Here is an 18,954-nt window from a genome sequence, read left to right as displayed (position 1 = left end):
TATAACTGCTTCTGCATATTTTTGCAGGGCGATTTGCACCAGCCCTTTGTTTGCCCAGTATTTTGCCACGTTGCCATTCAAATCTATGGCTTTATCCACATTTTCCAATGCTTTATCGTATTGATCCTAACTTTCCATTCCCAAAGTGGGTGAAGCGCCTTTCGCCTTTTGCTCCAGCCAATACAACAGCAAACAATTTCAAATCACGGTTCAGGAAAAAGGTATTGTCACCTCTGCCCTCTTTCATAAGCATCAAGGCGACTATGTGGGCGTGAGAGGACCTTATGGACGCGGTTTTCCCTTGAAAAAACTGGCACATAAAAATTTGCTCATTATTGCCGGCGGCATTGGTCTCGCCCCTTTACGTTCCGTAATTTTAAGCATTCTACATCGCCGCGCTACTTACAAAAAGGTCCAGCTCTTCTATGGTACTAAATGCGAAGAATACCGCATTTTTGAAAAGGAATTCCCTTCTTGGCAAAAGCAGGATATTGATGTTAAAGTAACCCTGGATCAATGCCAGCTGCAATGGAAAGGAAATATTGGCGTGATTACCACTTTATTTGATAAATACAAAACCCTTGAACATGCTCTGGCTCTCGTGGTAGGACCGCCGATAATGTATAAATTCGTTATGGAGAGGCTGAAAAGATTAAAGTTTAAAGATGATGAGATTTATCTTTCTTTGGAACGGCGCATGCACTGCGGCGTCGGCATCTGCCAACACTGCGCGCTCCCGAACGGAAAATACGTCTGTAAAGAAGGACCGGTATTCTCCTGGGCAGAGATTAAAGATTTACCCAACATTATTTAAAAATTTCAAATTTTTAATTCTGAATTTTAAATCAATTTTAAAATCCTAATTTTAAATTTTAAAACAAAGGGAAAAAGGGGGTTAAAATTAAATAATTTAAAATTTAGATTTGATTTAAAATTAAAAATTTAGAATTTAAAATTGTTTCTATGTGCCTTGCCATTCCCCATCAAATCATAAAATTAAATAAAAACAAAGCCACCAGCAACCAAGACAAGATCCTTGATTCTTCCTTGGTTTCCGTGAAAATGGGGGACTGGGTTCTAGAACAGAATGGCTTTGTAATTGCTAAAATTTCCTCAAAACAAGCGAATTATATAAATAGATATCTTCAAAATTCTAAATCCCAAATCCTAAATCCTAAATTCTAAACAAATTCAAAATTCAAATCTCTAAATTCAAACAGTTTTGAATTTTGGATTTAGATATTGTTTAGGATTTGGTGCTTAGGATTTAGGATTTCAATAAACTTATGAAATACACTAAAGGCATTCTTCTTATTTTAACCACAAGCATCATCTCTGGTTTCTCCGTCTTCCTGAATAAATGGGAGGCGTCGGGTATTGAGCCCTACTTTTTTACCTTCGCGAAAAATCTCCTGGTTGCCATATTATTAACGGCTATGCTTTTTCTGATCTATCGGCTCAAGGAATTTAAGGATTTGACCCGCAGGGATTGGTGGAATTTGGTCTTAATCGGTTTTATAGGCGGCTCTGTGCCCTTCCTCCTTTTCTTCAAGGGCTTAACCCTCACTTCAGCCGCGCAAGCAAGCTTCTTTCACAAAACAATATTTATTTGGCTTGTGCCGATTTCTTGGTTATTTCTGAAAAAAAAGATTAACAAATATGAACTAGTCGCTGCCTTTATAATGCTTTTGGGTAGTATCTTCTACTTTCAATATAAACCGGAAAGCCTCAATCGCGGCGATCTTCTGATTTTAATAGCTGCGATAATGTGGGCTTTTGAAATCGCGCTTGCCAAAAAAGTTCTTACCCATCTTTCAGGCTTCGTGGTTGCTTGGGGTAGAATGTTCTTCGGCGCAATTCTGATCTTTTTATTTCTCCTGGTCAAAAACAACGGGTTTCATTTCACCCTCGGCTATTCCCTATGGCAATATCTTTGGATAGTGGTTAGCGCCATCATTCTTTTTGGTTATGTGACTACTTTTTATAATGGCTTGAAATACATTCCCGCTTTCACTGCCGCCGCAATTATGACCCTCGGCGCGCCCCTTACTTCCCTTCTCTCTCTGATATTTATCAATGAAAAAGTGATCCCTTTAAAAATAACAGGAATTCTGCTTTTAATTTTTGGGCTTTATCTTGTGGTCTTTCAAAACAAACTATGGCCAAAAAAGGCGATCTTATCCAAAAATTGAATATGGCAAGGGCAAAAACCCTGCCTTATTTTAAGAAAATAAAATGTACACCAAAAGCAATTGATGAAGTAAGCAGGCTTTTTTTGCACCCCTTTTGCATCAGCACCGTTGATTTAAAAAAATTTATCAAAAATAAGCCAATTAAGCTTGCCACACTTTCTCGCTACATTATTACCGCCTTTCCTAATACAATTAGTTACTACGCAAAAAAACGTAATAAAATCTTGATTGACCAAGAAGATATTTTAGAATGTTTTGCCCTAGACCACGCCGATGGTATCGCTGAAAACAAAATTGAGGACATCTATTCTCCGTCTTATGCCTTAGCCCATATTCTCACCCTTTGTAAACTCGTTAATATCAAAAAACAGCAAAAAAACCGTGTCGCAGATTTAGAATATCGATATGGCATCAAGAAAACGATTTTTAAAAACGTTTTTGTGCCGCCGGATTTAAAAGTAATCAAAGGTCAAAATATCTTCCACCACTTTGGGGTGGCAATAGATTGCGCCAACAATGCAAATCTGGTCTCTCTCTCAAAAAAACTTAAAGCCAAACAAGAGAGATTGGAATATTTGGCTAAAATTGGCAAAGCTATCCCTGCACGCATTGATTTTGGCAAACCCGGTATGTACCCATTTGATTTAACGCATTGCATTATTAAAAAAAATCAGCATCAGGACCAAAGCCAAAAGATAAAAATTAACCTCAACTCTAAAAAACGTATTCCTTTTTCCCGATGAAAAAAAAGAAAAAAACTTTAATTATTACTTCGCTCACCTCTTGTAATGGCTGCCTTTTCTCTATTTTAGATTTAGGCCAAACTTTTTTTAAAGTCTTGGAGGATTTTGAATTAGTGGATTTCCATCTCATTGAGGACAAAAAAGCTAATAGTGAAATAGACATTGATATTGCATTTATTGAAGGAACGGTCACAAGGGAAGAAGAAAAAATAAAACTGGAAAATCTGCGTAAACAAGCTAAAACCTTGATCGCTCTAGGCGCCTGCGCTCATCTAGGTAATATCCAAAAAATCAAAAATTACGGCAATAAAGATAAAATCTTAAAATATGTTTATCCGTCTTCCGGAAAAAAAATTGATAATAGAAAAATAGAACCCCTCTCTGCTTATGTACCCGTGGATTTTATTATTCCCGGCTGTCCGCCAAACAATCAAGAAATTTTAGAAGTCTTAAGGCAAGTAGCGATTGGCAGTAAACCGCATCTGCCTGACCGTCCAGTCTGCTATGAATGCCAAATTAAAAATTATCCCTGCCTGCTTCTAGAGGGCAAACCCTGTCTCGGACCGATGATCCGTGGCGGATGCGAAGCAATCTGCTTAAAAAGTAACCTGCCCTGCACTGGCTGCCGCGGCAGGGTAAACGAACCGAATGAAAAAAAGATGCAAGAACTTTTAGGCAATAAAGAGTATGAAAGGGTTCTGGAAATTTTTGGGAACAAATAAGTTAATTTTTAATTTTTACTTCTTAATTTTTATTTAATTTTTAATTGATTATTGGATTATTTCAATAGAAATTAAGTCAATACAAATTAGTTAAAAATCAAAAATTTTCTATTAGTAAAATAGATAAAATGCCAACTAATAAAAAAATTACCATTTCTATCAACGCAATCAACAAAATTGAAGGTCACGCGGGATTTGTGGGTAAGCTGGAAAATGGTCTCATCCACGAAGCGCGTTTGGAGGTCAAAGAAGGAGCGAGGCTTATTGAAGGAATATTAATCGGACGAAAATACACTGAAGCGCCTTGGATTACGGCGCGAATCTGCGGCATTTGTCCCACTGTCCATAATTTGACTGCTATCAAAGCGATAGAGAATGCTTTACGCGTTAAAGCAAGCCCTCAAACAACAACCCTGCGCAAACTAATGCTGTTCGGTCAATTCATTCAAAGCCATATGACGCATATCTATTTTTTAGCCCTCTCTGATTTTTTTAATTTAAAAAACGATTTAGCTTTAGTGAAAATCAATCCCAAAACTGCGAAGGAAGCAATCCAAATCCGCGACTTTGGCAACCTCATTCTAAATGCAATCGGCGGCCGCAACATCCACCCGACAACTACTGCCATCGGCGGCTTTCGCAAGTTGCCCTCGGGAAAAATGCTTAATAAAATCTTAAATGCTGCGAAAAAAAATCTGGAAACCGCCAATGACCTTTTTGACTTTTTAAATAATCTCACCTTCCCAGAATTTCAACGCTTAACTGTTTTTGCCGCCTTGTCTAATAAACAAGAATATGCCCTTTATAATGGTCAGATTAAACTGCCTAAAAATAAAACTTACTCCCCCCGAATATTTTTGAGAAAGGCGAACGAAAAGCAAGAAATGGCAGAGGACTTAATCAAAAAAGTCAAAATTGTTGGCGAAAGTTATCTTGTAGGAGCATTAAGCCGCGTCAATTTAAATTACAAAAAGTTGAATCCATTCGCGCATAAAGCTCTCGCTCGCACTGAATTTTCCCTCCCTTGCTATAATATCTTTTATAATCTTCTTGCCCAGATGATTGAAGTAATTCACGCGACAGAAGAAACAATCAAAATCATTTCAAAATTAAAAATCAAAACGGAAAAAATACAAAAATACAAAACGAAGGCGGGCAGGGGATTGGGGGTTACTGAAGCACCCCGCGGACTTCTTTTTCATTATTATGAAACCGATGCGAGGGGTTTTATTAAAAACTGCAATATTATTACCCCCACTGCTCAATTCTTAGCGAATCTGGAAAACGATCTGGAAAAATTTTTAGAGAATAACAAAAAAGAAGACGATATCAAAATGCTCATCCGCGCCTATGATCCCTGCATCACCTGCGCGGTACATTAATGTAGTAATCAGTAATTAGTAACTATTAATTTTTACCGACTATCATCTGATTGTTCACAATTACCAATTACTGATTACGGATTACTAATTACCATTTTATGCATGACTTTCACGCTGCCAACAAAATTTTGCGCCAAGCCTTAGAATACGCCCAAAAAAATCATTTAAAAAAAATCACCAAAATAGTGATTGAATTGGGCGAAATTGAAGAGCACGGAGCCATTATTGCTCCTCTGAATTTAAAATTCAATATCAACCTCCTCAATCAAAAAACTATAGCAGAAGGCGCGGAAATCCAAATTAAAAAAATAAAGGGGGATTATTTCAAATTAAAAGAAATTCAAGGGATGAAATAACTCCTTAAGATAATAACTAAAATGGCTTATTTAAGCCATTTTTAGTTATAACACACAGTCAATCTACTGCCTTCCTGCGAAGATATTCCATATCCTTTCTAACAGGGTTAGAAAACAAAATTCTCCAACAGGGTTTACTGATACCACTTACTTTTTAATTCCAACATAGTCTCATTTTTTTGTTTATCTTGGTGGCGTTCCAAAGCAAGGTGAATCAATCTGTCCAGAAGCCGCGGATAGGAAAGACCCGATGCCTGCCAGAGTTTAGGATACATAGAAATAGAAGTAAATCCTGGGATTGTATTAATTTCACTTAAATACACTTTATTTATTTTTCCATCCACTAAAAAATCAACGCGCCCCATTCCGGAGCAGTCAATCGCCAGATAGGCTTCTCGCGCGATTTTTCTAATTTCATCACTTATTTTTTGGGAAATCTTTGCGGGAATAATCGCTTTACTTTTCCCGTCAACATACTTCGCCTCATAATCATAAAATTCATTGGAAGAAATAATTTCACCACAAACCGAAACCTCTGGATCATCATTGCCCAAAACCGCCACCTCAATCTCACGGGCGTTGGCGACCGCTTTTTCCACAATAATCTTGCGGTCAAAATGAGCGGTTTTTTTAATCATATATCGAAGCTCTGCCCTTGTATGCGCCTTAAAAATACCTACCGAAGAACCTGAATTAGCGGGCTTGGTAAAACAAGGGTAGCCGATTTTTTCCTCAATCTCTTTCACGACCTGGGGATCTAATCTTTCTAAAATTCGCTTGCGCCAAAAAACCAAATAATTAATCACTGGCAGGTCCTTGGCCCGGAATATCTCTTTCTGTAAAACCTTGTCCATTCCTATTGCCGATGCCGCAACTCCCGCGCCCACATATGGGATATTCGCTAATTCCAAAAAACCCTGCACAGTGCCATCTTCGCCATAAGTGCCATGCAAAACTGGAAAAATCACGTCCACTGCTTTTGTGGCAACATGAGATTTTGCGTCCTTATGGTGCACTGCCGGCAGTAACCTTTTCCGCGCCTCTCCTTGTCTGCCCTTCTTTAGATGTTTTAGAGGCTCGCCTGCTGTAATCCATTTACCCTCGCGGTTAATCCCCACAGGGATCACTTCGTATTTATTTTGATTAAGATGTCCCATCACTGATTCCGCGGAAACCAAAGAAACCTCGTGCTCGGCTGACTTTCCGCCAAATAAAATACCAACTTTGATTTTAGACACAGTTTAAAATTTTCTCCCCCTTGGCAAGGGGGAGTTAGAGGGGGTCTTGTACCCGCCAAACTCCCAAAACTTAAGGGAAAAAATATTAAATTCTACAAATATATTTTCTTAATCAATGGATTTATCCTGGTCACAATTTCGTAATTTACAGTGTCAGAAAGATACGCCAGATCATCCGCGCTTACTTTTTCCTGACCGCTTTTGCCCAATAGATACACTTCATCCCCGACTTTTGCCCTAGGAACATCGCTAATGTTAATAATAATCATATCCATAGAAATTCGACCTAGAATCTTGCATCTTTTCCCTTGGACCAGAACATAGCCGATACTGGATAAACTGCGCGGATAACCATGCCAATAGCCTACAGGCAGGATGGCGATCTTGGAATTTTGATCTACCCTCTCGGTGAAATCATACCCTATCCGTTCGCCTTTGGAAAGATTTTTAATCTCACCTATTATTGTTTTCCATCGCATTGCCGGCTTCAATTTTAATCTCTCTGCCGCAAAGGCTTTTATTTCTTTGGATGGCCATAAACCATAAAGTCCGATGCCAACGCGCGCCATATCCAGACGCGCTTCTGGAAAGAGAATAGTCCCGGCTGTTGCCGCGGCGTGGCAAATCGGCTTACAGCCTTTTTTGCTTAATTCTTTAATCCATTTCTGAAAAATAGCAAGCTGTTTTTTTGTGTTTTGCGGGAACGCCGGATTCTTCGCCCCTGCAAAATGAGTATAGGTACCTTCTAAAATTATATTCTTATTTTTACTTAAAAAATTTAATACTTTCTGCGCGTCATCTTCGTAAAACCCTTGTCTGTGCATTCCCGTGTCTAATTTGAGGTGAATTTTAATTTTCTTACGCCCCAGTAATTTCGGTAAGCTGTATACTGCGTCAAAAGAAGATATAGTTAGACTTAAACTATTGATAGCCGCTTTTTTAACTAACGAGGGCAAAGTATATCCTAAAACCAGAATCGGAGTCTTGATGCCCTCTTTTCTTAGACGCAAACCCTCCACAACAGAATCCACTGCCAAAAAATCAATATCCAAACATTCTAATTCTTTTGAAAAGTCCACTAAACCATGACCATAAGCATTAGATTTAACCACACCACAAAGTTTGCAACCCTTGGGAATTAAATTGCGAAAAATTTGATAGTTATTTTTTATTGCCTTGGTGTCAATTTCTAACCAAGTGCGATATTGATTTTTTATCAATTTTAGTTTCAACTTATTTGTCATTCCCGCGAAGGCGGGAATCCAGGTCTAACGATATAAACCTGGGTTCCCCCAAAAATCGGCGATGACACCAAAAATATATTTCTCAAAAGAATAGGTTTTTTGATTTTACCATAAAAAGCAAATAAGCTAAATAAAAAAGAGATTGAGGCAAAAACAAAATGACAAACTAATACTTTACCTCAACCTCTAACATATTTGTTAAAGGATCAAATGATTTAACATTAAAGCCGCTGTATTTCTTTTGATTCGGCCAGAACTTTTTATACACTTTCTCTGCAACTACTATTAAGGGCTCTTCTTTCAAAATAACCCAATCCCTTCTTTGATCCCCCTTGTTTGATATTTTTACAGTAACCACGCCGGTAACAACCTGATCCAAAATCTCCATCTTGCAAAATTCTCCTTTCCAATTAAACACTCCTTGTCAATCCAGCGCTTTTAAGATACAATAAATGTGCTCAAAAAGCAATTTTTTGCTTATGGACAAAAAATACAACGCTAAAACAATTGAAAAAAAATGGTACCAATATTGGCTAAAAAAAGCCTATTTTAAGGCTGACAATCAGTCCAAAAAGAAATCTTTTGTGATGATTATGCCGCCGCTCAATCTAACCGGCGAGATGCATTTAGGCCATGTCCTGCAACATACCATTACTGATGTTTTAGTCCGCGCCAAAAGAATGCAAGGTTTTGATACCCTCTGGCTTCCTGGTATTGATCACGCCGGAATCCAAATGCAAGGGACAATGGAAAAAAAACTTCTGAAAGAAGAGAGAAAAACCCGCGATGATTTAGGTCGGAAAAAATTTTTGGAATATATTTGGAAATGGGCGCGAATCTACGAAAAAAAAATTTCAGAACAGTCACAGGCTCTAGGCGAATCTGCAGATTGGTCGCGCAAAACCTTTACCTTAGATCCTGGACCAGCCCAAGCAGTAACCGAAGAATTTATTCGTTTATATAATGAAGGGCTGATTTACAAAGGCCCATACATTGTTCATTGGTGCCCGCGGTGTGAGACTGCGATTACAGATTTAGAATTGGAATATAAAAAGCGCGAAGGCAAGTTATATTATATTGAATATCCTCTTTTAGAATCAAGGGTTAAGAGTCAAGAATCAAGAATAGTTGTGGCTACAACCAGACCCGAAACGATGTTAGGGGATACTGCTGTCGCTGTGCATCCAAAAGATAAAAGATATCAAAAATTAATAGGGAAAAAGGTTATTTTACCTTTAACTAAACGGGAAATTCCCATTATTACTGACGAAACAGTAGATCCAAATTTCGCTACAGGCGCGGTGAAAGTTACTCCGGCGCATGATATTAATGATTATCAAATAGGCGAACGGCATAAACTCCAGATGCCGATCGTAATCGATCGCAATGGTAAAATGACAAATGTTCCCGCGAAATATCAAGGACTACCAATAAATAAAGCTCGCGAAATTATCATTCAAGATTTGAGAGAGGAGGGGTATTTAAAAAAAATAGAAAATATTAAACATAACGTCGCGGTTTGTGAACGTTGTAAAAGCGTAGTGGAGCCGCAAATTTCTGTGCAATGGTTTATTAAAATGAAACCATTAGCCGCGCCAGCCATAGAAGCAATTGAAAAAGGGGAAGTGCGATTCCTTCCAGAGCGCTACAAAAAACAAGCTCTTGATTGGCTCTCCCAAATTCATGATTGGTGTATTTCACGACAAATCGTCTGGGGTCACCCGATGCCGGTTTATTACTGCGACTGTTCAGATCAGCCTATTATTTCAGCCACAAAACCGAAATCATGCCCCCTTTGCAAAAGCAAAAAAATTACCCAAGAAAAAGACGTTTTAGATACGTGGTTTTCTTCTGGTCTTTGGCCATTTTCCACCCTGGGCTGGCCCGAAGCAACAGCCGATCTTAAAAAATATTACCCTTCAGATGTAATGGTTACCGCGCCAGGAATTGTATACCTATGGATTTGCCGAATGATTATTTTGGGGCTAAAGTTTATGGACGATGTTCCCTTTAGAACTATTTTTATCCATGGCACGCTCCGCGATGAAAAAGGACAAAAAATGAGCAAGTCCTTGGGTAATGGCGTTGATCCATTAGAAATGATTGAAAAATATTCCGCGGACGCTCTGCGCTTTGCCTTAGCGGGAAGCGCTTATCCTGGCCGCGATATCAAAATGAGCCGGCAGGCAATGGAAGACAAAATCCGCGCTTCCCGCAATTTTGTCACGAAAATTTATAATGCCACAAAGCTCGTCATTGAAAACACGCAGCCGATTAAAAATTACAAGGAGTCTGCCGCTCTCAAAATCGCGCGTAGCGCTGACAACCTGGCTGACCACTGGATTTTCTACCGACTGCATTATACGATTAGAAAAGTAACTCAATATTTGCAGAACTACAAGATTGCTTATGCCGCAAAACGTCTGTATAAATTTTTCTGGAATGAATTATGCGATTGGTACCTTGAAATCGCCAAAGCAAGGATCTACAGCGAAAATAAGGAAGAACAGAAAGAAGTTGGCTTTATCCTGCGCCAGATTCTCCGCGAAACCTTAAAACTATTGCATCCCTTTATGCCATTTATCACGGAAGAACTATATCACGAATTAAAAGAAAAAGGCGATTTAATCATAACCCCATGGCCAAGCTTTCCCGCAGAACATCTGGACCGCAAAACGCGAAACGAATTTAAATTGATACAGGAAAAGGTTACCCAAATCAGAATTCGAAAAAAATCAAAGATAAAGTTATCAAAAGAAGGAGAAGAGATTGTCAGATATTTAACAAGAAACATAAAATAATTTTCAATTTCTAATTTTCAATTTTCATTAAATTTTTAATGAATCAATTTCTAAACAAATAATTTTCAAACTGTTTAAAAATTAAAATATTGAAAATTTAATAGAAATTAGAAATTGAAAATTAAAAATTTCCCTATGTCTTCCTGGCTTTCTAAAATCGCCACCATCCTGCCTCCTCTAACTATGCTGATTGGTCTCGAATTCGTCATTCAATATCCTGAAATTTTTTGGAAAATTTTTGGCGTTATTATAGGATGCGTGCTCCTTGCTTCTCTTTATCTGGGTGGATTTTTGAGTCAAAAAAAATTAAAACAGTTCATCTATTTAATCTTGCCACTTTTCTATACCTTAAGCATTCTCGCTCTTTTTATCCTCGCCCAAAAAAGCTATGTGCAGCATTTTTTCATCATCGGCGCGAGTATTATTTTAGGAATTGTCCTAAATAACATCGCAACCTTAAGTAAATATCGTTTTTACTCCCACCAAGAAGTAATTTTAAAATCCGAAGAAGACAAACGGAAAATGGTTGTTTACACGACAAATGAAGCTCTGGTCATACTCACTACATTTTTTCTAACGGCAAACCTCTTTGCTTTAATTTATCTTTTGTCTTTTCCTCTTTGGCAGGCTCTTTTAATCGTTGTTCTCGTTGTTTTCTCTCTGACTTATCAATTTTTGAGTGAAATTTTCACACCTTCCTTAGCCGTTCTCTATACCTTGATCACGAGTTTAACCGCTAGCCAGATATTCTGGTCTCTTACCTTCTGGCCCACAAATTACATCGCCAATGCTATCATTGTGATAGTAAGTGTCTATATCATCCTCGGCATTTTAGAATACTATTCCCGCCAAATGTTAACCCGACGTTTAATCAAAATTTATTTTCTTCTGGGAATTATTACAATCTCAAGCGTTTTATTTTCTAATCAATGGATACCGAGGTAAAAATATATTAACTCATAACGAGTAAACTGATAACTTTAATCCCCTAAAGATATTCCCTTAATTACCAGTTACTTACAATTTATGAACGACTTCAAAAACATCCAAATTAAATCTATTCGAACGAACACCAGAGCGCACTTTAAGCCCAAATCAAAAGCGCCAAGCAGTCAAAAAGCAAAAATCATCAAGAAAGATTCTGCTTTTAAATGGTTTCTTATTATATTAATGATTATTATTTTGGGATTCTTATCAGGCGGAATAGGGAGCATAATAACAAACAGGATTATTTTGCCTTATCTTTCCACAATTCCTTTCTTTGAACGCTATGAATTTTTAAAGAGCGACCAGCCAGTAACCATCCAAAAAAATGAAAAGGTGGTGATTAATGAAGAATCGGGAGTCATTGCCGCGGTTAAAAAGATTTCCCCGGCCGTCGTGAGTATCATCAGCACGCGCGACGCCCGAGGCTTCTTCGGAGATGTTTTCCAACAAAAGGGAGGGGGCACAGGTTTTATTCTGACCAACGATGGTTTAATCGCCACCAATAAGCACGTGGTCGCCGATACTGGCGCAAAATATACCGTCGTCACCAGCGATGGTAAAAACTACGAGGCGCAGGTTTTAGCTCGCGATCCCTCTAATGATTTTGCCGTCGTTAAAATTCAAGCGGAAAATTTGCCTGTGGCGGAATTAGGGAATTCTGGTGATCTTGAAGTGGGGCAAAAAGTTATTGCTATCGGCAATACGCTTGGCGAATATCAAAATACAGTCACAACAGGAGTTGTTTCAGCGATCGGACGTTCTGTTCAAGCAGGCGACGGGATGTTGCAATCGGAAAGCTTGGAAGATGTGATTCAAACCGATGCGGCAATCAATCCCGGTAATTCTGGAGGGCCATTAGTCAATATTCAAGGTCAGGTTATAGGTATTAACACCGCGATTGACCGCCAAGGACAGTTGGTCGGCTTCGCCATTCCCGTTGATAATATTAAAACTGCTATTGATAGTGTGATCCGCGAAGGTAAAATTATCCGTCCTTATATTGGAGTGCGCCTTATCCCTATCACCCCTGAATTAGCTAACCTCAACAAACTACCAGTCGAAAAAGGAGCTCTTATTTATAGTGGTGATCCCAATCTTCTGCCTATTCTCCCGGGTAGCCCGGCGCAAAAAGCTGGTTTGAAAGAAATGGACATTATTACGCGCGTTAATGGGCAAGAAATAGACGAAAATCATTCTCTGACTACTTTACTTCAAAAATATAAACCAAATGAAGAAATCACCCTCACTGTCGTAAGAGAGGAGAAAAGCTTAGAAATAAAAGTTGTTTTGGGTAAAATGGACGAAAAAGAATAATTAAAGCTTATCTTACTCAAAAATCTGTCAAGCACAAAAAAGCTTGACAGATTTTTAGATTTAGTGTACAATGTAATTTCACAAATCTTATGATCTTATGAATTATCAACAATATTTACAACGGATCCGCCAAAGCTGGCGCACTATTACGATTATTACTCTTGCCACGATTGTGGTAAGTTTAATCGCAAGTTCCCTTCAAAAACCGCTTTACAGAGCAAGCGGCCGGATTTTGATTACCCAAAAAACAAATGCCGACCTAGATATGTATAAAGCAAGCCAGTCTGCCGAGAGGTTGGCTATGCTGTTTGCGAAAATTATAAAAAGCAGTTCTTTTATGAATGATGTCTTGAATTCTGGGTTTCCGATTGATTCAATTTATTTTCCAAAGAAAGAAAAAGATCTCCGGGAAAAATGGGCTAAAATGGTTAGTTCCCGCGTTTCCACGGACACAAGTATTATTGAAATCAATGTCTATCATCCCGAAGCCTCGCAAGCAAAAAATATTATGAACGCCATTATTTACAATTTTTCCAAAAAAGGCAAAGCTTATTATAATTTAGGAGATGAAGTCGGAATCGTGGTTTTAGACACGCCGCTCGTCTCGGAGCGGCCCGTGAAACCGAATATTTTGCTAAACATTATCTTAAGCTTATTCGTAGGCCTTGCGATTAGCGCGATAGTAATTCTTTGGAAAACCCAAAGTCTGTCGCAAAAACCAACGCCTATTATGCCCCCCGAACCGCAAGAAAATGAAAAAACAGAGGTTATGGAGGTCGTGCAAAATGGCGATACGACAATAGAAGAGAAAAAGTCAGACCACTACATTGGCGGCTTAAAGATTGTTGAAAAATAATTTTTTAGTTATAATTTTAAGAATGTTCTTTGAAAAATAATTGAACTCATATTCTATAGAACTACATCATCTGTAATAAGGTGGGCATTTCCGTCATTGCGAGAAGGGCTTTCAAGCCCGACGAAGCAATCTCATCATAATATAAAAACGAGATTGCTTTGGTCGGCACTTTGTGTCTTCCTCGCAGTGACGGAGTGTCTTAATTAGAACTAAAGATTCTACAAGATCGAGAGGTGATAAAATGAAAAAATTGCTGGTGGTTTTGGTAATGATGTTGATGTTAGTGGTCAAAGTTTTTGCAGACGCGGATACGGCAAAATATCTATACACCGAAGCCCATATGAAAATAGATGAGCCGGTGTTCTTTGATATCATCCACAGCCGTAATTTCCGTGATGAAGAAAATACGGTGATGTATATCGTAATGCAAAAGCCGTTTGACCTGCCATGGTGTCTTTCTTTGGACGGCGGACCAATGGTCCACATCCAAGGTTATCAAAAATGGAATCCCCAATTTGCGAGACTAGAAAAGGATGAAAAAATAATCTTGGGCGCTTTCATCGTGCCAGAGATTAATCTGAATTGGGGATTAGGTAGTGTTTGGTGCAATGTCAGGACGCGCGATGAATTAAAACTGAAATGGAACGGTGAATTTGACACGAATTTATTTCTCGCCCAGATGCGAGCATGGCACCGTTTATTTAGTTTTGATGCCGCCTATACCACATTTGACCTCGGTAAACTCGGCGGTATCCGTTATCCCGGAACAGATAGTGAACTGCGTCTACGTCTAGGCGTGAATTTTCAACAAAGTCTGGAAATAGGTCTTCAAACAACTTGGGCCTATTACCAGAGTGAGATTTGGGAAAGTGAGCTTAGACCCAATGGCGGAGTGTATGCCAGAATTAATCTTCTCCCATTCTGGCTGGAAATTTCTTGGGAGAGAATGTTAGTAAAAGAGAAAGACCGACGGATGGGTAAAATAAATCCCGAATTTGATCAAGACAGAGTCTTGATCGGAGTCGGTTTTTCGCAAGATCCAAATGCAAGGAGGTTTCTCAAATGAAAAAGGTTTTGTCTGTTCTGTTAATAGGTTTATTTCTTAGTCTCACAATTGTTCTGATGGGTTGCGCTGTATACCCCTCAAAATGCAGCAACGATAATGAGATAATAGTCACCAAGGCAATGGCTGCTCGCGCGTTAATGATGCAAATGGAGCAACGCGAGCCCGTGAATTGGCACTGTACGCCAGGGTATCAAGGTCCTGTAGTGCACCCAGAGCCAAAACTGCGACTTTTCGGACAATCATCCGCGGCAACAGCGGCAACGACAGCATCTGCATCTGCTTCCGCAGCCGCCGCAGCTTCAGCAACGTCAACGTCTTATATTGCACCAACAGCATCTATTACTCAAGGTACGGGAGACTATATTATTGACATTTCTAGCGATGGTAATAATCTCCTTGTAGCTGTTGACGCAAGACTTATCCGACAACCCGGACCTGGTGAAAGAATCTATTTTGTTGACAGCTCCACAGCTTGGCGCCCAGCCCAAGGCAGGGAAATGACCTACAACCCCAATACAAAATGTTTGGAGGCTTCATTCCCCATGCCACCTGCGGGAGATTATCAAGGAAATGCCACAATTCAAGTATTAGGCATAGAACTTCAGACGGCTGACTCCTTCTGGGCAGCGGTGCATAAATCTAGTAGTAAGTGGGTTAAAATCAACCCGTCAACCCAGAAAGGGAGTATTAATTTCCGAATCGAAGGGGACAATATTGAACCCGGACCAGGAATATAACCATTACGTTGGTTCAGGTCTCCTGACCTGTCATCCCTAACGGGAGATCACCCGTTAGGGTGAAACCGTAAATTTCTGAACTGGAGGTATTAAGTAATGATAAGGATAATAACCACCTGCCTGATGGTGGTTTTACTGACATTTCTGTTCTTGGGCTGCGATCAGGCACGCAACCCATTTAGTAGTATTCTAGGCGATGAAATGGGAGAGCAGGTTTCCACCATTATTGCTAGGTTATCTCTGTCATACCCGGAAGGGACGATATTGCCCAGCATAACCACGGAAAGTAAAATGGCGCCATCCGCAACCGGAGCCATTGAAGTGGAAAGTAATCTTTTCGCAGACGGGAATGAATATCCTAATGTGAAAAAAATTACTTTCAACAGCATCAATGAATTTAACTCCTGCCGTGTTAAGGTATGGACCACTCTACCGGGTTATATTAAGGCATCATTCATTGGCGGTAGTGTCATCTATGATTTGTGGGTTAATAATGTCAAATTACAAAACATAGACGGCAGCGGTTCTTTCCAATTAATGTTTGACACTGATAGTAAGGTTCTACAACTGTCCGGTGGTGTAGGTATCCTCAATGTCAAATTCACTTTAACAACCGCAGAAAGTATAGGAACAACCATCTACCTCTCTTCAGATGTGACAGGTTGGGCAAGCGTGCCAATATCATATAAGAACGGCAGTTGGGAATGGAGCGGATCATACGTGCCAGATAAAGAATTTGCCTTCGTGCTTTGGTCAGATAAAAGAGCAAGATACACATCCGAGGTGAAAGTCAATGGCACAACGGCTGTTTATCTCATCAAGGTGGCAGATGGAACATCTAATAAATATCCGGTTTACCAGTTCAAAGGTAAATTGGATAACCGCGGCACCTTTATCAACTCCGGCGCTGACAATCGCACAGCGATTGTCAATTAAGGCACGGAGCAGGGTAAGGAGATTAAAAAGATTTTCAATTCAATTTAATTCTCTCCTTACCCTATTTTTTTACCATTTTATTTGACAAAAACTGACTTTTGATGTATAGTAAAGCTTAAAACTATGGTCAAAAAAATCCTTCTTATTTCCATACTTATTCTATTATTCGGTATCCTTATACCCTTGTTTTCTAATTGGGGAGACGAGGGATGGGGGCATTTACTCTTAACTTTTGGCATAATTTTTGGTCTCGCCATTCTTATCTTCCTTTACCTCAAAAACCCTGTTTTTGTCCTTATTCTGATTCCGCCTGCTATTGTCTTCGGTCAAATAGCTACCATCCGCATCCAGGATTGGTATTACCAAGTAAGCCTCGCTGAAATTTTGGTCATTATTTTAACTTTATTCTTTATTTTGAAGCTCATTGCCCAAAAACAATTTAAGCAAATAAGATTTCCTTTACTCTTAGGATGCTTTCTTTTGTATATCTTTCTATCTGTCTTATCTTTGGGCTGGGCGGATAATCTTTCCCGTGCCGTCATTGCCCTGCGCAATCTTGGTTTTCATTTTTTAATCTTGCTTTTAGCCGTAAATCTCATCAAAAACAAAAGGGATTTTAAAATCGCTCTTTTTTCTATCCCCATAACCGGATTGTTGGTTGCTACCCAGTTAATTTTCAAAGTCATCTCTCTGGGTGGTTTTCAAGGAGACTATGCCCTAGCCCGTGAAGCGATAATCACACCGGTAGGGAAATGGGTTTACATTGCGGCCATTATTATTATGACTCTGCCATTCACTTATATTCTATTATTAACTACCCGTAATAAATGGTTGAAAATGCTTCTCTTTGCCGAAACGATTGTGGGTGGAATGGCTACCTTCTTAACCCTTGGTAAAGGCGAGATTTTTTCCCTGATGGCTGGTTTTATTTATATTTTCAGAAAACAAAAAGTTAAAAAACTCTTTGCTATCCTTTTTATCTGCGTCCTTCTTGCCGTAATCGCTATCCCCCTTGCCTCTTATTCTGATAAATTTTTAGATCGTCTGACGCGAGTTTTGACGGATCCCAATACCCGTTTTCGGATAGTGGAATTCCGTTCTGCTTATCAAATCTTTGTTCATAATCCCATCTTGGGTGTAGGCACGGGCAATTTAAAATTGGAATACAAAAATCTTTTGCCTTGGTCCGTGGAAACGGAAAGTAATAATTTTTTTCTGCAAGTGCTTCTTGAACTCGGAATAATCGGTTTTGCCGCTTTTATGCTGGTTATTCGCGCCATTTATTTAGAAATTAAAAAGGCTCAAAAAATCTCTTTGAATCCGGAGGAAAAAATGCTTTATCTGGGATTTGTTTCCACGCTCATTATCGTGCTGCTAAATTCAATGGTGGAAGCTACCTTAATTGGGCTGTACTATGGAATGGTATTTTGGTATATTATAGGATTACTCGCAATTTACAATCAGCTAATTAACCAAAAAAATGCGAAATAAGATTAAACTTTCTATAATTATTCCTTCATATAATACCTGCACCCTGACTTTAGAATGCCTATCTAAAGTATTCGCGGCTTTTCTTAAAATACCTATTGAGGCAATTGTCATAGATAACAATTCTGAAGATAACTCTGTCGGGAGAATTAAAAAAGATTTTCCTCAAGTAAGGCTGATTATCAATGAAAAAAATCGCGGGTTCGCCGCCGCTGTGAATCAAGGAATCAAGATCGCGCGAGGCGAATATCTTTTGCTTTTAAACACCGACGCTTTTGCGCATCAAAATTTAAACAAGATTATTACCTTTTTAGACCGCCATCCAGACGTGGGCATCACTTCGCCCCGCCTGACTCTGCTAGATGGAAGCATCAATGCTAATTTTGGAAATTACCCCTCCCTCGCGACAGAATTTTTAGACCTAACCTTACTCTACAAAATCCTTCCCTGGGGCAGGGTAGTGATGCCTAATCTTTGGACACGTAAAAAATTCTACCAGACTCGGAGGGTAAAGTGGCTTTCTGGCACCTGCCTTTTCATCCGCCGATCCGTTTTGGAAAAAATTGGGCTTTTTGATGAAAATTATTTTATGTATTTAGAAGACATTGATTTCTGCAAAAGAGCACGGGAGGCTGGCTTTCAAATTATCTTCTGGGGAGAAGATGAAGTAATTCATCATCATCACGGATCATCCCAAGGTTCTCTCGCGCCTTGGCTATATTTGCGAAACAGCCTTCTATATTTTTGGAAAAAACATTACCCTCAACGAAGAATAGGTTTTAATATTATAGTTCTCTTAAGCTGGGTGAAGTTGAGAATAAAAATATTAAAAGTCAAATTTCAAAAGTCAAAAGTGAAATCTACAAGTTAAAAGTAAAAAGTTTTTACTTTT

The 18,954-nt window shown here is 39.0% G+C and carries 18 protein-coding genes; 15 read left to right on the top strand and 3 right to left on the bottom strand.

What is annotated here, in order from left to right:
* Positions 1–145 precede the first annotated feature (145 nt).
* The 6 genes from PHW01_04815 to PHW01_04790 all read left to right on the top strand — a co-directional run bounded on the left by PHW01_04815 (position 146) and on the right by PHW01_04790 (position 5,395).
* Positions 146–814 carry an FAD/NAD(P)-binding protein gene (locus PHW01_04815; GenBank protein ID MDD5627300.1) on the top strand — a complete coding sequence of 223 codons (669 nt, stop codon included), beginning with the start codon at positions 146–148 and terminating at the stop codon, positions 812–814.
* A 472-nt stretch (positions 815–1,286) separates the two neighbouring features.
* On the top strand, positions 1,287–2,192 hold the full coding sequence (locus PHW01_04810; GenBank protein ID MDD5627299.1) for a DMT family transporter: 906 nt from the start codon (positions 1,287–1,289) through the stop codon (positions 2,190–2,192).
* Positions 2,159–2,935 (top strand): hypothetical protein, encoded by a 777-nt coding sequence (locus PHW01_04805; protein MDD5627298.1) that lies wholly within the window; start codon positions 2,159–2,161, stop codon positions 2,933–2,935. The genes PHW01_04810 and PHW01_04805 overlap by 34 nt, the downstream gene beginning before the upstream one ends.
* Complete coding sequence (locus PHW01_04800; GenBank protein MDD5627297.1) at positions 2,932–3,657, top strand: sulfhydrogenase 1 subunit delta; 726 nt, start codon at positions 2,932–2,934, stop codon at positions 3,655–3,657. The genes PHW01_04805 and PHW01_04800 overlap by 4 nt, the downstream gene beginning before the upstream one ends.
* A gap of 128 nt (positions 3,658–3,785) precedes the next feature.
* Positions 3,786–5,039: a nickel-dependent hydrogenase large subunit gene (locus PHW01_04795; protein MDD5627296.1), complete on the top strand. Its 1,254-nt coding sequence runs from the start codon at positions 3,786–3,788 to the stop codon at positions 5,037–5,039.
* Between the two features lie 98 nt (positions 5,040–5,137).
* Positions 5,138–5,395 carry a hydrogenase/urease maturation nickel metallochaperone HypA gene (locus PHW01_04790; protein ID MDD5627295.1) on the top strand — a complete coding sequence of 86 codons (258 nt, stop codon included), beginning with the start codon at positions 5,138–5,140 and terminating at the stop codon, positions 5,393–5,395.
* Positions 5,396–5,529: 134 nt separating this feature from the next.
* Here PHW01_04790 and PHW01_04785 read toward each other — a convergent pair whose 3' ends face one another.
* The 3 genes from PHW01_04785 to PHW01_04775 form a co-directional block, all read right to left on the bottom strand.
* Positions 5,530–6,633 carry a D-alanine--D-alanine ligase gene (locus tag PHW01_04785; protein ID MDD5627294.1) on the bottom strand — a complete coding sequence of 368 codons (1,104 nt, stop codon included), beginning with the start codon at positions 6,631–6,633 and terminating at the stop codon, positions 5,530–5,532.
* A gap of 92 nt (positions 6,634–6,725) precedes the next feature.
* Positions 6,726–7,877 (bottom strand): alanine racemase, encoded by a 1,152-nt coding sequence (gene alr, locus PHW01_04780; GenBank protein ID MDD5627293.1) that lies wholly within the window; start codon positions 7,875–7,877, stop codon positions 6,726–6,728.
* A 166-nt stretch (positions 7,878–8,043) separates the two neighbouring features.
* Positions 8,044–8,265: a hypothetical protein gene (locus tag PHW01_04775; GenBank protein ID MDD5627292.1), complete on the bottom strand. Its 222-nt coding sequence runs from the start codon at positions 8,263–8,265 to the stop codon at positions 8,044–8,046.
* A gap of 91 nt (positions 8,266–8,356) precedes the next feature.
* Here PHW01_04775 and PHW01_04770 point away from each other — a divergent pair, with 91 nt between their 5' ends.
* From PHW01_04770 to PHW01_04730, 9 genes are all read left to right on the top strand, one after another.
* Positions 8,357–10,678 carry a valine--tRNA ligase gene (locus PHW01_04770; GenBank protein MDD5627291.1) on the top strand — a complete coding sequence of 774 codons (2,322 nt, stop codon included), beginning with the start codon at positions 8,357–8,359 and terminating at the stop codon, positions 10,676–10,678.
* Positions 10,679–10,813: 135 nt separating this feature from the next.
* Complete coding sequence (locus PHW01_04765; protein MDD5627290.1) at positions 10,814–11,623, top strand: hypothetical protein; 810 nt, start codon at positions 10,814–10,816, stop codon at positions 11,621–11,623.
* A gap of 81 nt (positions 11,624–11,704) precedes the next feature.
* The gene (locus PHW01_04760; GenBank protein MDD5627289.1) at positions 11,705–12,979 is read left to right on the top strand and encodes a trypsin-like peptidase domain-containing protein; all 1,275 of its coding nucleotides are present in this window, start codon (positions 11,705–11,707) and stop codon (positions 12,977–12,979) included.
* A 97-nt stretch (positions 12,980–13,076) separates the two neighbouring features.
* Entirely contained in the window at positions 13,077–13,835 is a 759-nt protein-coding gene (locus PHW01_04755; GenBank protein MDD5627288.1) for a Wzz/FepE/Etk N-terminal domain-containing protein, read from the top strand.
* Between the two features lie 241 nt (positions 13,836–14,076).
* The gene (locus tag PHW01_04750) at positions 14,077–14,901 is read left to right on the top strand and encodes a hypothetical protein (protein ID MDD5627287.1); all 825 of its coding nucleotides are present in this window, start codon (positions 14,077–14,079) and stop codon (positions 14,899–14,901) included.
* On the top strand, positions 14,898–15,638 hold the full coding sequence (locus PHW01_04745) for a hypothetical protein (GenBank protein ID MDD5627286.1): 741 nt from the start codon (positions 14,898–14,900) through the stop codon (positions 15,636–15,638). The genes PHW01_04750 and PHW01_04745 overlap by 4 nt, the downstream gene beginning before the upstream one ends.
* A gap of 96 nt (positions 15,639–15,734) precedes the next feature.
* Positions 15,735–16,574, top strand: a complete 840-nt coding sequence (locus PHW01_04740) for a hypothetical protein (GenBank protein MDD5627285.1) — start codon at positions 15,735–15,737, stop codon at positions 16,572–16,574.
* 123 nt (positions 16,575–16,697) lie between these two features.
* Entirely contained in the window at positions 16,698–18,065 is a 1,368-nt protein-coding gene (locus PHW01_04735; GenBank protein ID MDD5627284.1) for an O-antigen ligase family protein, read from the top strand.
* Positions 18,055–18,933: a glycosyltransferase family 2 protein gene (locus tag PHW01_04730; GenBank protein MDD5627283.1), complete on the top strand. Its 879-nt coding sequence runs from the start codon at positions 18,055–18,057 to the stop codon at positions 18,931–18,933. The genes PHW01_04735 and PHW01_04730 overlap by 11 nt, the downstream gene beginning before the upstream one ends.
* The last annotated feature ends 21 nt before the right edge of the window (positions 18,934–18,954 follow it).

It is taken from the genome of Patescibacteria group bacterium (assembly GCA_028717685.1).
Taxonomy (GTDB): Bacteria; Patescibacteriota; JAQUNI01; order JAQUNI01; family JAQUNI01; genus JAQUNI01.
The sequence above is the reverse complement of the archived record's forward strand: the minus strand, read 5'-3'. Positions and strand labels throughout refer to the sequence as shown.

Coding starts and splice junctions, on each gene's coding strand:
- PHW01_04805 (MDD5627298.1), top strand. CDS start 2,159: ATGGCCAAAAAAGGCGATCTTATCCAAAAATTGAATATGGCAAGGGCA.
- PHW01_04730 (MDD5627283.1), top strand. CDS start 18,055: ATGCGAAATAAGATTAAACTTTCTATAATTATTCCTTCATATAATACC.
- PHW01_04775 (MDD5627292.1), bottom strand. CDS start 8,265: ATGGAGATTTTGGATCAGGTTGTTACCGGCGTGGTTACTGTAAAAATA.
- PHW01_04795 (MDD5627296.1), top strand. CDS start 3,786: ATGCCAACTAATAAAAAAATTACCATTTCTATCAACGCAATCAACAAA.
- alr (MDD5627293.1), bottom strand. CDS start 7,877: ATGACAAATAAGTTGAAACTAAAATTGATAAAAAATCAATATCGCACT.
- PHW01_04770 (MDD5627291.1), top strand. CDS start 8,357: ATGGACAAAAAATACAACGCTAAAACAATTGAAAAAAAATGGTACCAA.
- PHW01_04750 (MDD5627287.1), top strand. CDS start 14,077: ATGAAAAAATTGCTGGTGGTTTTGGTAATGATGTTGATGTTAGTGGTC.
- PHW01_04760 (MDD5627289.1), top strand. CDS start 11,705: ATGAACGACTTCAAAAACATCCAAATTAAATCTATTCGAACGAACACC.
- PHW01_04800 (MDD5627297.1), top strand. CDS start 2,932: ATGAAAAAAAAGAAAAAAACTTTAATTATTACTTCGCTCACCTCTTGT.
- PHW01_04745 (MDD5627286.1), top strand. CDS start 14,898: ATGAAAAAGGTTTTGTCTGTTCTGTTAATAGGTTTATTTCTTAGTCTC.
- PHW01_04790 (MDD5627295.1), top strand. CDS start 5,138: ATGCATGACTTTCACGCTGCCAACAAAATTTTGCGCCAAGCCTTAGAA.
- PHW01_04740 (MDD5627285.1), top strand. CDS start 15,735: ATGATAAGGATAATAACCACCTGCCTGATGGTGGTTTTACTGACATTT.
- PHW01_04765 (MDD5627290.1), top strand. CDS start 10,814: ATGTCTTCCTGGCTTTCTAAAATCGCCACCATCCTGCCTCCTCTAACT.
- PHW01_04735 (MDD5627284.1), top strand. CDS start 16,698: ATGGTCAAAAAAATCCTTCTTATTTCCATACTTATTCTATTATTCGGT.
- PHW01_04755 (MDD5627288.1), top strand. CDS start 13,077: ATGAATTATCAACAATATTTACAACGGATCCGCCAAAGCTGGCGCACT.
- PHW01_04810 (MDD5627299.1), top strand. CDS start 1,287: ATGAAATACACTAAAGGCATTCTTCTTATTTTAACCACAAGCATCATC.